The sequence below is a fragment of the Pseudomonas sp. PSE14 genome, from assembly GCF_029203285.1.
Lineage (GTDB): Bacteria > Pseudomonadota > Gammaproteobacteria > Pseudomonadales > Pseudomonadaceae > Pseudomonas.
On the sequence record NZ_CP115669.1, the window covers coordinates 5,172,601 to 5,187,792 of the forward strand.

General features: G+C 66.5%; 14 protein-coding genes. 13 read left to right on the forward strand and 1 reads right to left on the reverse strand.

Annotated elements, in window-relative coordinates; genetic code table 11:
• Positions 1-57: 57 nt before the first annotated feature.
• The 13 genes from O6P39_RS23765 (at position 58) to ureC (ending at position 14,830) form a co-directional block, all read left to right on the forward strand.
• Positions 58-2,865 (forward strand): hybrid sensor histidine kinase/response regulator, encoded by a 2,808-nt coding sequence (locus O6P39_RS23765; protein ID WP_275608837.1) that lies wholly within the window; start codon positions 58-60, stop codon positions 2,863-2,865.
• A 282-nt stretch (positions 2,866-3,147) separates the two neighbouring features.
• The gene (locus O6P39_RS23770; protein WP_275608838.1) at positions 3,148-3,741 is read left to right on the forward strand and encodes a MarC family protein; all 594 of its coding nucleotides are present in this window, start codon (positions 3,148-3,150) and stop codon (positions 3,739-3,741) included.
• Positions 3,742-3,978: 237 nt separating this feature from the next.
• Positions 3,979-5,247, forward strand: coding sequence for an urea ABC transporter substrate-binding protein (gene urtA, locus O6P39_RS23775; RefSeq protein ID WP_275608839.1), 1,269 nt, complete (start codon positions 3,979-3,981; stop codon positions 5,245-5,247).
• A 241-nt stretch (positions 5,248-5,488) separates the two neighbouring features.
• A complete protein-coding gene (gene urtB, locus O6P39_RS23780; RefSeq protein WP_275608840.1) occupies positions 5,489-7,075 on the forward strand; it encodes an urea ABC transporter permease subunit UrtB in 1,587 nt (528 codons plus the stop codon).
• A gap of 139 nt (positions 7,076-7,214) precedes the next feature.
• Positions 7,215-8,285, forward strand: a complete 1,071-nt coding sequence (gene urtC, locus O6P39_RS23785; RefSeq protein WP_275608841.1) for an urea ABC transporter permease subunit UrtC — start codon at positions 7,215-7,217, stop codon at positions 8,283-8,285.
• Between the two features lie 145 nt (positions 8,286-8,430).
• Positions 8,431-9,285, forward strand: coding sequence for an urea ABC transporter ATP-binding protein UrtD (urtD, locus tag O6P39_RS23790; protein WP_275608842.1), 855 nt, complete (start codon positions 8,431-8,433; stop codon positions 9,283-9,285).
• Between the two features lie 108 nt (positions 9,286-9,393).
• A complete protein-coding gene (gene urtE, locus O6P39_RS23795; RefSeq protein ID WP_275608843.1) occupies positions 9,394-10,092 on the forward strand; it encodes an urea ABC transporter ATP-binding subunit UrtE in 699 nt (232 codons plus the stop codon).
• Between the two features lie 171 nt (positions 10,093-10,263).
• Positions 10,264-10,716: a GNAT family N-acetyltransferase gene (locus O6P39_RS23800; protein ID WP_275608844.1), complete on the forward strand. Its 453-nt coding sequence runs from the start codon at positions 10,264-10,266 to the stop codon at positions 10,714-10,716.
• A gap of 219 nt (positions 10,717-10,935) precedes the next feature.
• On the forward strand, positions 10,936-11,769 hold the full coding sequence (locus tag O6P39_RS23805; RefSeq protein ID WP_275608845.1) for an urease accessory protein UreD: 834 nt from the start codon (positions 10,936-10,938) through the stop codon (positions 11,767-11,769).
• Position 11,770: 1 nt separating this feature from the next.
• Positions 11,771-12,073, forward strand: a complete 303-nt coding sequence (locus tag O6P39_RS23810) for an urease subunit gamma (RefSeq protein WP_017518207.1) — start codon at positions 11,771-11,773, stop codon at positions 12,071-12,073.
• Positions 12,074-12,155: 82 nt separating this feature from the next.
• Positions 12,156-12,662 carry a GNAT family N-acetyltransferase gene (locus tag O6P39_RS23815; RefSeq protein ID WP_275608846.1) on the forward strand — a complete coding sequence of 169 codons (507 nt, stop codon included), beginning with the start codon at positions 12,156-12,158 and terminating at the stop codon, positions 12,660-12,662.
• Positions 12,659-12,964: an urease subunit beta gene (locus O6P39_RS23820; RefSeq protein WP_275608847.1), complete on the forward strand. Its 306-nt coding sequence runs from the start codon at positions 12,659-12,661 to the stop codon at positions 12,962-12,964. The genes O6P39_RS23815 and O6P39_RS23820 overlap by 4 nt, the downstream gene beginning before the upstream one ends.
• A gap of 165 nt (positions 12,965-13,129) precedes the next feature.
• On the forward strand, positions 13,130-14,830 hold the full coding sequence (gene ureC, locus O6P39_RS23825; protein ID WP_275608848.1) for an urease subunit alpha: 1,701 nt from the start codon (positions 13,130-13,132) through the stop codon (positions 14,828-14,830).
• Positions 14,831-14,896: 66 nt separating this feature from the next.
• On the opposite strand, the gene O6P39_RS23830 is transcribed toward ureC, so the two are convergent.
• Positions 14,897-15,163 (reverse strand): DksA/TraR family C4-type zinc finger protein, encoded by a 267-nt coding sequence (locus tag O6P39_RS23830; RefSeq protein WP_275608849.1) that lies wholly within the window; start codon positions 15,161-15,163, stop codon positions 14,897-14,899.
• Positions 15,164-15,192: the final 29 nt, after the last annotated feature.

Genomic DNA, 15,192 nt, shown 5'->3' on the forward strand with positions numbered 1-15,192 from the left:
ACGGCCTTTTGCGCACTTGGCTATAATCGGGCCACTCACTACCGAAGGGACTTCGCCGTGCGCCGGCTCTGGACTGCCACAGGACTCCTCGTCAGCTTGCTGCTGGCCGCCCTGGTCTGTGTTCCGACCTTTGCGGCAAGCCAGGACCCCGGCTGGTCGCAGCTCCACGACAACGACGCCCGCCTGCAAGTGCAGGACATCCTCTCCCCGCGCTACAGCACCCTCTTCAGCCCGCTCGACATCAACGACCTGCACGCCCCCGCCGGCCCCGGCGCCACCTGGCTGCACTACCGCCTGCCCGTCAGCGAGTCGCCGCGGCAACTGCGCCTGTTCGCCCCCAGCCTGGACAGCTTCGAACTCTTCATCGTCCACGGCCAGCATGTGCTGGAGCAGAAGAGCGCCGGCAACCTGTCGCCGCTGCAACGCCCGCTGCTGAGCAGCGATATGGTCCTGCCGCTGCGCGACGCCGCCGAACCGCTCGACCTTTACCTGCGCCTGGCCTCCAGCCAGCCGCTGCGACCGAACATCAGCATCGAAGACGCCAACCAGCCGAACAACGAACAACGCCCGCTGCATTTCGGCATCCTGATCGGCTGTCTCGCCATGCTGCTGGTCTACAACCTCGTGCGTTTCGCCTACACCCGCGTCCCCAGCGGCCTATGGCTCGCCGGAGTGCACGCCAGCCTGCTGCTGGCCTGCCTCACCCTGTTCGGCCTTTTGAGCCCCTGGTATGGCACCCACCAGTCCTGGCAACCGCTGACCGCCCAGCTCAGCCTGGTACTGACGCTGTTCTGCGCCCTGGGCTACACCGCCAGCTTCTTCAGGGGCCTCACCCCGCGCCTGCCGCTCAAGCGGCTGCTGCTGGGCGGCACCGCTGGCCTGCTGGTGCTGAGCACCGCGCTCCACCTGCTGCTCGCCTTCCCCATCAGCGACCTGGTCTACGGCCTGATCACCCTGGTCAGCCTGGGAATGCTCTCGGTGGCGCTCTACTACTGGACCCACTCCTACCAGCCGGCGCGGCTGTTCGCCGCGGGCATGGGCCTCTTCGTTCTGGTCTGGTGCCTCAGCCTGCCCTCGCTGCTGGGCTACCTGCCGACCCGCGCCGAATGGCTGGGCAGCGGCCTGCTCGGGCTCAGCGCGCTGGTCGGCTTCCTGCTCAGCCTCGCCCTCGCCGAGCGCCAGCGCAAACTCCAGGAAGAGCAGTTCGCCGCCAGCCGCCAGCGCGCCGCCAGCGTCGCCGAGCTCAAGGCCAAGGGTGACTTCCTGGCCAAGATCAGCCACGAGATCCGCACCCCCATGAATGGCGTGCTGGGCATGACCGAGCTGCTGCTTGGCACGCCGCTGTCGGCCAAGCAGCGCGACTACGTGCAGACCATCCACAGCGCCGGCAACGAGCTACTGGCGCTGATCAACGAGATCCTCGACATCTCCAAGCTGGAGTCCGGGCAGATCGAGCTGGACGAAGTGCAGTTCGACCTCGGTGCGCTGATCGAGGACTGCCTGGCGATCTTCCGCGCCAAGGCCGAGCAGCAGCGGGTCGAGCTGATCAGCTTCACACAGCCGAAGGTGCCACGCATCGTCAGCGGCGACCCGACGCGCCTGCGCCAGGCCGTGCTGAGCCTGTTGGACAATGCCTTCAAGCAGACCGACGAAGGCGAAATCCTGCTGGTGGTCGCGCTGGACGGTCCGCCGGACCGCCCGCGCCTGCGCATCGCCGTACAGGACAGCGGCCGCCCGCTGGACGACGAAGACCGCCAGGCACTGCTCACCGCCGAACTGCACAGCCGCGACTTCCTCTCTGCGACCCGCCTGAGCAGCCGCCTCGGGTTGATCATCGCGCGCCAGCTGGTTCGCCTGATGTCCGGCGACTTTGGAATAGAGAGCGGTATCGAAAGCGGCGATGGCGCCGAAGGCGCCGGCAACCTGCTCTGGCTGAGCCTGCCGCTGGACCCGCAGCAGCTGCAGCAGCCCAACGCCGACCTCGACAGCCCGCTGCAGGGTGCGCGCCTGCTGGTGGTGGACGACAACCAGACCTGCCGCAAGGTGGTGGTGCAACAGTGCAGCGCGTGGGGCATGAGCGTCAGCGCCGTCTCATCCGGCAAGGAAGCGCTGGCCCAGCTGCGTACCAAGGCGCACCTGCGCGAATACTTCGACGTCGTCCTGCTCGACCAGGACATGCCCGGCATGACCGGCATGCAGCTGGCGACCAAGATCCAGGAAGACCCCAACCTCAACCACGACATCCTGCTGATCATGCTCACTGGCATCAGTAACGCGCCGAGCAAGATCATCGCCCGCAACGCCGGCATCAAGCGCATCCTCGCAAAGCCGGTGGCGGGCTATACCCTCAAGGCGACCCTCGCCGAGGAACTCGGGCGGCGCGGCCCCAGTGGCGTGAGCAACTATCTGCAAACCACCAGCGAACCGGAGCCCGCGACGCCGCCGAGCGATTTCCGCATCCTGGTGGCCGAGGACAACAGCATCTCCACCAAGGTCATCCGCGGCATGCTGAGCAAGCTCAACCTGCAGCCGGACACCGCCAGCAACGGCGAGGAAGCCCTGGCCGCAATGAAAGCCACGCAGTACGACCTGGTGCTGATGGACTGCGAGATGCCAGTGCTCGACGGCTTCTCCGCCACCGAACGCCTGCGCGCCTGGGAAGCCAACGAGCAGCGACCGCACACCCCGGTGGTGGCGCTCACCGCGCACATCCTCAGCGAACACAAGGAGCGCGCGCGCCTGGTCGGCATGGACGGGCATATGGCCAAGCCGGTGGAGCTGTCGCAACTGCGCGAACTGGTGGCCTACTGGGTGGGCGAGCGCGACCGCCGGCTGCGCCAGCAGAGCGACGCACTGCCGTCCTGATTCCCGTATCAGGATTCCTGTAGGAGCGAGCTTGCTCGCGAACCGCAGGTTGCCGTTATTTGGGCATGAAGCGAAGCGCTGTTCGCGGACAAGGTCCGCTCCTACGAAAGCAGCACCTCCCCCTCGCACGCGACTCAACCGTAGGAGCGGACTCCGTCCGCGATCCCGATACGATGCCAATCGTGGACAGCGTCCACTCCCAGGCTGGATCATTTCTCCCGCACCGCCCCACCCGCTATGCTTTGCCCTGCCACACCTCTCTCAACCCGGACGAGTATCCCCATGCATGTGTTGTCCAGCGTGTACCTGAAGATGCTGGTGCTCTACAGCCCCTTCTTCGTGCTGTCCTGCTTCATCAGCCTGAGCCGTGGTTTCGGTCCGCGCGACCGCAAGCACATGGCCTGGCGCGTGGCCCTGGCGGCGTTGATCGCCAGCGTGCTGCTGTACCTGTTCGGGCGCTACATCTTCACCCTGTTCGGCATCACCGCTGACGCCTTCCGCATCGGCGCAGGCTCAGTGCTGTTCATCTCCGCGCTGAGCATGGCCCAGGGGCGCTCGGCGGTGCAGAGCGACAACGTGCAGCAGGACGTCACCATCGTCCCGCTGACCATTCCGATCACCGTTGGCCCTGGCACCATCGGCGCCCTCCTGGTCATGGGGGTGAACCAGGAATGGGAAAACAAGCTGCTGGCCATCGCGGCGATCTTCCTCGCCTGCCTGACACTGGGCATCACGTTGTACCTTTCCGACAAGATCGAAAAGATCCTCGGCGAGCAGGGCCTGCAGATCGTCAGCCGACTGATGGGCCTGTTCGTCTGCGCACTGGCGGCACAGATCATCATGACCGGCGTGCGCGGCTACTTCGTTCCGCAGTAATGCGCACCATTGGGGAGCGCCGTGCGCCAAAGCGCGTTCGGCGCACCAAAGCCGCGCACTGAAAAACCTCACCCTTACGACAGAAAATCGCGTCCAGCCCATCTGCGCCGAGGCTTTTGCCTGTTTGGCACGGATGCTGCGATGGCAGCTGCGATCCCGCCCGGGGATCGCCCCATTTCCGGGGAAGCTGCCGCAACGGCAACTCCCCGCCCCTGGATAGCCAAGGAGGCTGCCGCGATGAAACGTCGTCCGCTGTTGAAAAGTACGCTGGCCATGAGCGCCCTGCTGCTCACCGGTCTGTTCCCGTTCAGCTCCCAGGCCGCCGAGACCATCAAGGTCGGCATCCTGCATTCGCTGTCCGGCACCATGGCGATCTCCGAGACCTCGCTCAAGGACATGGCGCTGATGACCATCGACGAGATCAACGCCAAGGGCGGGGTGAACGGCAAGAAGCTCGAAGCGGTGGTGGTCGACCCGGCCTCGAACTGGCCGCTGTTCGCCGAGAAGGCGCGCCAGCTGCTGACCCAGGACAAGGTCGCGGTGGTCTTCGGCTGCTGGACCAGCGTGTCGCGCAAGTCGGTGCTGCCGGTGTTCGAGGAACTCAACGGCCTGCTGTTCTACCCGGTGCAGTACGAGGGTGAGGAAATGTCGCCCAACGTCTTCTACACCGGCGCCGCGCCGAACCAGCAGGCCATCCCGGCGGTGGAATACCTGATGAGCGAGGACGGCGGCGCGGCCAAGCGCTTCTTCCTGCTGGGCACCGACTACGTCTACCCGCGCACCACCAACAAGATCCTGCGCGCCTTCCTGCACAGCAAGGGCGTGGCCGAAAAGGATATCCAGGAGGTCTACACCCCGTTCGGCCACAGCGACTACCAGACCATTGTCGCCGACATCAAGAAGTTCTCCGCCGGTGGCAAGACCGCGGTGATCTCCACCGTCAACGGCGACTCCAACGTGCCGTTCTACAAGGAGCTGGCCAACCAGGGCCTGGAAGCCACCGAAGTGCCGGTGGTGGCCTTCTCCGTGGGCGAGGAAGAATTGCGCGGCATCGACACCAAGCCGCTGGTGGGCAACCTCGCCGCGTGGAACTACTTCGAGTCGGTGAAGAACCCGGAGAACACCAAGTTCGTCGCTGACTGGAAGGCCTACGCCAAGGCCAAGAACCTGCCCAACTACAGCACCGCCGTGACCAACGACCCGATGGAGGCCACCTACGTCGGCATCCACATGTGGGCGCAGGCCGTGCAGAAGGCCGGCAGCACCGACGTGGACAAGGTCCGCGAGGCCATGGGCGGCCAGACCTTCAAGGCGCCGTCGGGCTTCACCCTGACCATGGACAAGACCAACCACCACCTGCACAAGCCGGTGATGATCGGCGAGATCGAGGACGACGGTCAGTTCAACGTGGTCTGGAAGACCCCCGAGCCGATCCGCGCCCAGCCGTGGAGCCCGTTCATTCCGGGCAATGACAAGAAGCCGGATTACGCGGTGCGCAGCAACTGATCCTCCGGGGAGCCAGAGCCCCTCTCCCTAACCCTCTCCCTGAAGGGAGAGGGAACCGTATGGCGCAAGATCACGCCAAGGCATCAGCCGGCTCGGACGGTTTTCTCCCTGACGGGAGAAAAACAGTCAGACGCAGGATGAAGCCAGAAGTATCTGGCGGCACGGACAACCCCCTCTCTCTTCAGGGAGAGGGCTGGGGAGAGGGGGCATCCGCCCACTCCCGCCTCTCAGGGAACACACCATGCCCACTGCCCTGCTCCACCTGCTTCGCCTCTGCGCCCTCGCACTGACCGCGCTGCTACCGCAGCTCGCCCTCGCCGGCCCCGCGCAGGACTTCGCCAGCGCCGACAACGATGCCCGCGCCAAACTGCTCGAACAATGGGCCGCCGCGCCTGATGCCGACCGCTTGCCGTTGCTGGAAGCCATCCAGTCCGGCCGCCTCGCCGTCGATGTGCAGGGCCGCGCGTTCCTCCTCGGTGACGACGACCAGTACCACCCCGCCGAGGGCGGTGCCGCACCGGTCGGCGAGCCCGACAAGTTGCGCCTGAACAATCGCCTGCGCGGCCTGGTGAACACCGCCATGGCCAGCCACCAGTTGGTCGCCGACAGCGCCGCAGTGCGCCTGGAGGCCGCGCGGCAATTGCAGAAAAGTGCCCGCCCGGCGCAGCGCATGCTGCTCGAATACCGCCTCGGCGAAGAATCCGACGACAGCGTCAAAGCCGCCCTGCAACTGGCCCTGGCCAACCTGCAGCTGGGCGATCCGACGCCGGCGGTACGCTTGTCCGCCGTGCGCCTGCTGGGCGAATCCGGCGACCCGCAGGCGCGAACCCGCCTGGAAAACCTGCTCGACCCGGCCGTGGAGCCCGACGAATCGGTGCGCACCGCCGCCGCCACCAGTCTCGGCCAGGTCAAGCGCCGGCTATTGATGGGCGACCTGTTCGGCCAGGCGTTCAGCGGCCTGTCGCTGGGCTCGATCCTGCTGCTCGCCGCGCTGGGCCTGGCCATCACCTACGGCCTGCTCGGGGTGATCAACATGGCCCACGGCGAAATGCTGATGCTCGGCGCCTATTCCACCTATGTGGTGCAGTTGCTCTGCCAGCGTTTCGCTCCCGGCCTGCTGGAGCTGTATCCGCTGCTGGCGCTGCCGGTGGCCTTCCTGGTCACCGCGTGCATCGGCATGGCGTTGGAACGCACGGTGATCCGCCACCTCTACGGCCGCCCGCTGGAAACCCTGCTCGCCACCTGGGGCATCAGCCTGGTGCTGATCCAGCTGGTGCGCGTGCTGTTCGGCGCGCAGAACGTCGAGGTGGCCAACCCGGCGTGGCTGTCCGGCGGCATCCAGGTGCTGCCCAACCTCGTGCTGCCGTGGAACCGCATCGTCATCATCGGCTTCGCGCTGTTTGTGCTGGCGCTCACCTGGCTGCTGCTCAACCGCACGCGGCTGGGCCTGAACGTCCGCGCGGTAACCCAGAACCGCAACATGGCCGCCTGCTGCGGCGTGCCCACCGGCCGCGTGGACATGCTCGCCTTCGGCCTGGGCTCGGGCATCGCCGGCCTGGGCGGCGTGGCGCTGTCGCAGGTCGGCAACGTCGGCCCGGACCTGGGCCAGAGCTACATCATCGACTCGTTCCTGGTGGTGGTGCTCGGCGGTGTCGGCCAGCTCGCGGGCAGCGTGCTGGCCGCCTTCGGCCTGGGCGTGGCGAACAAGATCCTCGAACCGCAAATCGGCGCGGTGCTGGGCAAGATCCTGATCCTCGCGCTGATCATCCTGTTCATCCAGAAACGACCGCAGGGGCTCTTCGCTCTGAAAGGGAGGGTCATCGATTGATGAAAACGCCCCGCTTCAATCCGACCGCTTTTCGTAGGAGCGAGCTCGCTCGCGAACCCGCCCAGCGTCAAGGTCGCCGGATAATCCGTTCGCGAGCAATGACGATGGCGTCCCCCTCGCTCCTACAGGTAACGTGCCGATGAACCAGCCGCTCACCGTCACGGCCGCGCAGAAGGCCGGCCCGAAACTCACCGCGGGCATCGTCGGCGCCGCGCTCATCGCGCTGCTGATCCTGCCACTGCTGCACCTGTTGCCGGAAAGCAACGCACTGCACCTGTCGGCCTACGGGCTGACGCTCACCGGCAAGATCCTCTGCTACGCCATCGTCGCACTGGCGCTGGACCTGGTCTGGGGCTACGCCGGCCTGCTGTCCCTGGGCCACGGGTTGTTCTTCGCCCTGGGCGGCTACGCCATGGGCATGTACCTGATGCGCGAGGCCGCCGGCGACCAGTTGCCAGCCTTCATGACCTTCCTCTCCTGGACGGAGCTGCCCTGGTACTGGGCCGGCACCCAGCACTTCCTCTGGGCGCTGTGCCTGGTGGTCCTGGCGCCCGGCCTGCTGGCCCTGGTGTTCGGCTTCTTCGCCTTCCGCTCGCGGATCAAGGGCGTGTACTTCTCGATCATGACCCAGGCGCTGACCTTCGCCGGCATGCTGCTGTTCTTCCGCAACGAGACGGGCTTTGGCGGCAACAACGGCTTCACCAACTTCCGCAGCATCCTGGGCTTTTCCATCACCGCACCGGGCACGCGGGTGGCACTGTTCATCGCCATCGTCGTGCTGCTGGCGGCGAGCCTGGCCATTGGCTTCGCCCTGGCGCGCAGCAAGTTCGGCCGGGTACTCACCGCCCTGCGCGACGCGGAGAACCGACTGATGTTCTGCGGCTACGACCCGCGCGGCTACAAGCTGTTCGTCTGGACATTGTCCGCGGTGATCTGCGGCCTGGCCGGCGCACTGTTCGTGCCGCTGGTGGGCATCATCAACCCCAGCGAGATGTCGCCGACCAACTCCATCGAAGCCGCCGTGTGGGTCGCCCTCGGCGGGCGCGGCACGCTGATCGGCCCGCTGCTCGGCGCTGGCGTGGTAAACGGCGCGAAGAGTTGGTTCACCGTAGCCTTCCCCGAGTACTGGCTGTTCTTCCTCGGCGCGCTGTTCATCGTGGTCACCCTGTACCTGCCGCGCGGCATCATCGGCCTGAGGAAATCATCATGATCGCTACTGCGCATCCCGACTGCGGCGTTGCGCCGTGCTCACTCCTCACCGTACCCCATCGTACTGTCTCGTCGCTGTGCGCGGCGCGCCTTGCAGTCGGGATTGCTCGCGACGCGCTCCTGACGATTTCCGCGGAGAAAGAGCAATGAGAGCGGTCCCCCACCTGATGCTGGAGCCGGCCTACGATCCCAACCGCGACCCTGGCGCCAGCCGCGATGCCATCGGCATAGGCTCGAGCGCCAGCGGCCAGCTGGACGTGCGCCACGGCACCATCCTGACCCTGGAAGACATCAACGTCAGCTTCGATGGCTTCCGCGCCCTGCGCGACCTCACGCTGTACATCGGTGTCGGCGAGCTGCGCTGCATCATCGGCCCCAACGGCGCGGGCAAGACCACGCTGATGGACGTGATCACCGGCAAGACCCGCCCCGACAACGGCAAGGCGTACTTCGGCGAAACCCTCGACCTCACCCGCATGAGCGAGGTGGAAATCGCCCAGGCCGGCATCGGCCGCAAGTTCCAGAAGCCCACGGTGTTCGAGGCGCTCTCGGTGTTCGAGAACCTGGAGCTCGCGCAGAAGGCCGACAAGTCGGTGTGGGCGAGCCTCAAGGCGAAACTCACCGGCGAGCAGAAGGACCGTATCGAGGAGGTGCTCACCACCATCCGCCTGCGTGAGTCGCGCAATCGCCCCGCCGGATTGCTTTCCCACGGGCAGAAGCAGTTCCTGGAGATCGGCATGCTGCTGGTGCAGGAGCCGCAACTCCTGCTGCTGGACGAGCCGGTGGCGGGCATGACCGACGCCGAAACCGAGTTCACCGCCGAGCTGTTCAAGTCCCTCGCCGGCCAGCATTCGCTGATGGTGGTGGAGCACGACATGGGCTTCGTCGGCAGCATCGCCGACCACGTCAGCGTGCTGCACCAGGGGCATGTGCTGGCCGAAGGTTCGCTGGAAGACGTGCAGGCGAACGAGCAGGTCATTGAGGTCTATCTAGGGCGGTAGAACGTCGGCGGATGAAGCACTGCGCTTCATTCGCCCTACGCCGTAGCCAACCGTAGGGCGCATAACGCGCAGCGTTATCCGCCGCAGCCCAATGCAAAGGAAACACCCATGCTGCAAGTCGACCAGCTCCACCAGTATTACGGCGGCAGCCACATCCTCCGTGGCCTGTCGTTCGACGCGAAGATCGGTGAGGTCACCTGCCTGCTCGGCCGCAACGGCGTGGGCAAGACCACCCTGCTGCGCTGCCTGATGGGCCTGGTGCCGGCCAAGGAAGGCAAGGTCAGCTGGGAAGGCAAGCCGATCACCGGTTTCAAGCCGCACCAGCGCGTGCACGCCGGCATCGCCTATGTGCCGCAAGGCCGGGAAATCTTTCCGCGCCTGACGGTGGAGGAAAACCTGTTGATGGGCCTGTCACGGTTCAGCGCCAACGAAGCCAAGGCGGTACCTGAACACATCTACGAACTGTTCCCGGTGCTCAAGGAGATGAAACAGCGGCGCGGCGGCGACCTCTCCGGCGGCCAGCAGCAACAGTTGGCCATCGGCCGCGCACTGGCCAGCCAACCGCGTTTGCTGATCCTCGACGAGCCCACCGAAGGCATCCAGCCGTCGGTGATCAAGGAGATCGGCGCGGTGATCCGCAAGCTCGCCCAACGCGGCGACATGGCCATCCTGCTGGTGGAGCAGTTCTACGATTTCGCCGCCGAACTGGCCGACCAGTACCTGGTGATGTCCCGTGGCGAGATCGTCCAGCAGGGCCGAGGGGCAGATATGGAAGCCGAGGGCGTACGCGGGCTGGTGGCTATCTAGCCCGACGGGGTTCGCGAGCAAGCTCGCTCCTACAAAGAGTATGCAGACCCGGTCTGTAGGAGCGAGCTTGCTCGCGAACCACGCCCCACACCGAGACGACCTGTCACTGGTGAACGACCGTGGCGGGTGGCAAGCTGCCAGGCCCCGTATTGGCTTTTTCCGGAGTTCGTCATGCCCCTCGTCCTGCGTCCAGCCGTCAACGACGACGCCGGTTTCGCCGCAGTCTGCGTGGCAGCCGCCTACGCCCAGTGGATTCCCAGGCTCGGCCGCAAGCCGGGACCGATGCTGGACGACTACCACGCCATCATCGCCGAGGACCGCGTACTGATCGCCGAGCAGGACGGCGCGCCGGTCGGCCTGCTGGTGATGCGCGAGACCGAGGAAGGCTTCCTGCTCGACAACATCGCCGTACTGCCGGAGTGCGCCGGCCAGGGCATCGGCCGCGTGCTGCTGATCCACGCCGAGGAAACCGCCGCCCAGCTGGGCTTCAGCTCGCTGTACCTGTACACCAACGAGCGCATGGTGGAGAACATCGAGCTGTACGCGAAGAACGGCTACCAGGAATACGCGCGCAAGGTCGAGAACGGCTTCCGTCGCGTCTACATGCGCAAGCAGCTGGGCTGAGGCGCGGCTCTTGTAGGAGCGGGCGCACCGTCATGGTGCATATTGATCGAGGACGCACCGCAAGCGCGCCCATACCTGACCGATCGGACAATCCCCCGCACTGCCCCACCCCGCGTCACGCCTACCTAACGGCACCAACGGCAGGCGCCGCGCACTATCCTGGCGCGTCCCGGCACGCTGCTTGCTCTGTCCTGAGCATCCTTCGTTTCGAAGCTGCCCATGAACGCACCGGCCACCCTCTTCCACCCCGCCTGGCACGCCGAGCTCGAGTTGGCGTATGCCCGCGTCGGCGACGGCACGCGCCCGGTCACGCGGCGGCATCTGGGCCCGCTGCGGGTGCAGAAGCACCTGTACGCGGAAGGGCCGCAGGTCTGCCAGCACATCATCGTGCACCCGCCCGGCGGCATCGCCGGCGGCGACACGCTGGACCTCGACATCCATGCCGGCGCCGGCAGTTGGGCGCAGCTCACCAGCCCCGGCGCGGCCAAGTGGTACCGCGCCTCGTGCCCGGCGAAGCAGCGCCTGAACCTGCGGGTCGCGCCCGGCGCCACGCTGGAATGGCTGCCGCAGGAAACCATCGTCTACTCCGGCGCCCAGACTGAGCTGACTACAGGCATCGATCTGCAAGGCGACGCCCGGCTGTTCTACTGGGACGTGGTCGCCCTCGGCCGCCCGGCCAGCGGCGAGCGCTTCGACGACGGCCACTTCGCCGCCGCCCTGGACATCCGCCGCGACGGTCAGCGCCTGTGGCACGAGCGCCAGCGCGTGGAGGGCAACGACCGCCTGCTCGACTCGCCCATCGGTCTCGCCGGACATCCGGTGATGGCGACGCTGATCGCCAGCGGGCAGATCGATGCGGCGCTGCTCGAAGCCTGCCGCACCCTGCTCTGCCAGGGCCACGGCAACCTCACCCAACTGCCCGGCCTGGTGGTCGCCCGTTGCCTCGCCGTCGAGGCGCTGCACGCCCGCGCCTGGCTCATCGAACTCTGGCGCCGGCTGCGGCCGGCGCTGCTCGGCCGCGAGGCCGTTCCCCCGAGAATCTGGAGCACCTGAGATGGACCTGACTCCTCGCGAGAAAGACAAGTTGCTGATCTTCACCGCCGGCCTGGTCGCCGAACGTCGCCTCGCCCGTGGTGTGAAACTCAACTACCCGGAGGCCGTGGCGCTGATCTCCGCCGCGCTGCTCGAAGGCGCGCGGGATGGCCAGACGGTCGCCGACCTGATGCACTACGGCACCACGCTGCTGAGCCGCGAACAGGTGATGGAAGGCGTGCCGGAAATGATCCCGGAGATCCAGGTGGAAGCCACTTTCCCGGACGGCACCAAGTTGGTCACCGTGCATCAGCCCATCGCCTGATCGCGCGCCATCCAACCGGGGTGCAGCGACAATGGCGGATGAAGCGTTCCGCTTCATTCGCCCTACGTATAGAGGAACCACCATGCTCATCCGCGACGCCAGCCAAGCCGACCTCGGCAGTCTGCGCGACATCTACAACGACGCCGTGCTCAACACCACCGCCATCTGGAACGAGGTCGCCATTGACCTGGAGAACCGCCGCGCCTGGCTGGAACTGCGCGCGCAGCAAGGCTTCCCGGTGCTGGTGGCAGAGGATGGCGGCGAGGTGGTGGGCTACGCCAGCTACGGCCCGTGGCGCGCCTTCGACGGTTTCCGCGAGACGGTCGAACACTCGGTCTACGTACGCGCCGACCAGCGCGGCAAGGGCCTCGGCCCGATCCTGATGCACGCACTGATCGAGCGCGCCCGCGCCCAGAGCCTGCACGTGATGGTCGCGGCCATCGAGAGCGGCAACACCGCATCGATCCGCCTGCACGAGCGCCTGGGCTTCATCACCACCGGGCAGATGCCCCAGGTCGGCCAGAAGTTCGGCCGCTGGCTGGACCTCACCTTCATGCAATTGAACCTCGACTCACGGAGCGCCCCATGATCCCTGGCGAATACGACATCCAGAGCGGCGAGATCGAGCTCAACGCCGGCCGCCGAACACTCGCCCTGACGGTCGCCAACAGCGGCGACCGGCCGATCCAGGTCGGCTCGCACTACCACTTCTTCGAGACCAACGACGCGCTGCTGTTCGACCGCGACGCAGCTCGCGGCATGCGGCTGAATATCCCCGCTGGCACGGCCGTGCGCTTCGAGCCAGGGCAGAGCCGCGAGGTGGAGCTGGTGGAGCTGGCGGGCGAGAGAAAGGTTTACGGATTTGCCGGGCGGGTGATGGGCGCGCTCTGAGCTAAATGCCACATAGAGCCCCTCTCCCCCGCCCTCTCCCTGAAGAGAGAGGGAGAAAGCAGCGCGAGCAGTGAGTCAGCACAGTGCACCGATCAGCCCCCTCTCCCTTCAGGGAGAGGGTTGGGGAGAGGGCAAACCAGCGCAGGGACCGACCAAGGAGCCCCGATGAAGATCAGCAGACAAGCCTACGCCGACATGTTCGGCCCCACCGTCGGCGACCGCGTGCGCCTGGCCGATACCAACCTGTGGATCGAAGTGGAAAAGGACTTCACCGTCTATGGCGAGGAGGTGAAGTTCGGCGGCGGCAAGGTCATCCGTGATGGCATGGGCCAGGGCCAGCTGTGCGCTGCCGAGGTGGTCGACACGGTGATCACCAACGCGCTGATCATCGACCACTGGGGCATCGTCAAGGCCGACGTCGGTTTGAAGCACGGCCGCATCGCCGCCATCGGCAAGGCCGGCAACCCCGACATCCAGCCCGGCGTGACCATCGCCCTGGGCGCCAGCACCGAAGTAATCGCCGGCGAGGGCATGATCCTCACCGCCGGCGGCATCGACACGCACATCCACTTCATCTGCCCGCAGCAGATCGAAGAGGCGCTGATGAGCGGGGTCACCACCATGATCGGCGGCGGCACCGGGCCGGCCACCGGCACCAATGCAACTACCTGCACCTCCGGCCCGTGGCACATGGCGCGCATGCTCCAGGCCGCGGATGCCTTCCCGATGAACATCGGCTTCACCGGCAAGGGCAACGCCAGCCTGCCGCTGCCGCTGGAGGAACAGGTACGCGCCGGCGCCATCGGCCTGAAACTGCACGAGGACTGGGGCACCACTCCGGCGGCCATCGACAACTGCCTGTCCGTGGCCGACCGCCTCGACGTGCAGGTGGCGATCCACACCGACACCCTCAACGAATCCGGCTTCGTCGAAACCACCCTCGCCGCGTTCAAGGGCCGAACCATCCACACCTATCACACCGAGGGCGCCGGTGGCGGCCACGCGCCTGACATCATCAAGGCCTGCGGCTTCGCCAACGTGCTGCCCAGCTCGACCAACCCGACCCGGCCCTTCACCCGCAACACCATCGACGAGCACCTGGACATGCTCATGGTCTGTCACCACCTGGACCCGAGCATCGCCGAGGACGTGGCCTTCGCCGAGTCGCGCATCCGCCGCGAGACCATCGCCGCCGAGGACATCCTCCACGACCTCGGCGCCTTCAGCATGATCAGCTCCGACAGCCAGGCCATGGGCCGCGTGGGCGAGGTGATCACGCGCACCTGGCAGACCGCCGACAAGATGAAGCAGCAGCGCGGCGCGCTGGAGGGCGACGGCGCGCGCAACGACAACTTCCGCGCCAAGCGCTACATCGCCAAGTACACCATCAACCCGGCGATCACCCACGGCGTCGCCCATGAAGTGGGTAGCATCGAAGTGGGCAAGCTGGCCGACCTGGTGCTCTGGCGCCCGGCCTTCTTCGGCGTGAAGCCGAGCCTGATCCTCAAGGGCGGCGCCATCGCCGCGAGCCTGATGGGCGATGCCAACGCGTCGATCCCGACGCCGCAACCGGTACACTACCGGCCGATGTTCGCCAGCTACGCCGGCAGCCGCCACGCCACCAGCCTGACCTTCATCAGCCAGGCCGCGTTCGACCTCGGCGTGCATCACGAACTGGGCCTGCGCAAGACCATCGGCGTGGTGAAGGGCTGCCGCAGCGTGCAGAAGACCGACCTGATCCATAACGCCTACCTGCCGCACATCGAGGTCGATGCGCAGAACTACCAGGTGCGCGCGGACGGGCAACTGCTGTGGTGCGAGCCGGCCCAGGTGCTGCCGATGGCGCAGCGCTACTTCCTGTTCTGACATGCGAGGCGAACCTGACGAAGAACGGCGCCCGAAGGCGCCGTTCTCATATTTCTCCGCAGCGCTTCAGCGCAGCTGACTGTCCTTGCTCCCCCGCCGGTTGTAGCCGGCGTAGGCCGCCGACGCCTTGTCGTGCTCGGCCTGGCAGTTCACGCACAGGTGCACGCCGGGAATTGCCTTGCGCCGCGCCTCGGGGATGGGCGCATCGCATTCCTCGCAATGGGTCAGGCTCTCGCCCTTGGGCAGCTGGCTACGCGCCCGTGCGATGGCATCCTCGATGGTACTGTCGATCTGTTCCTGAACCGCGCCGTCGTTTGCCCAGCCACTGGCCATGGCGACCTCCGTCGTTCGTCTGTCATACC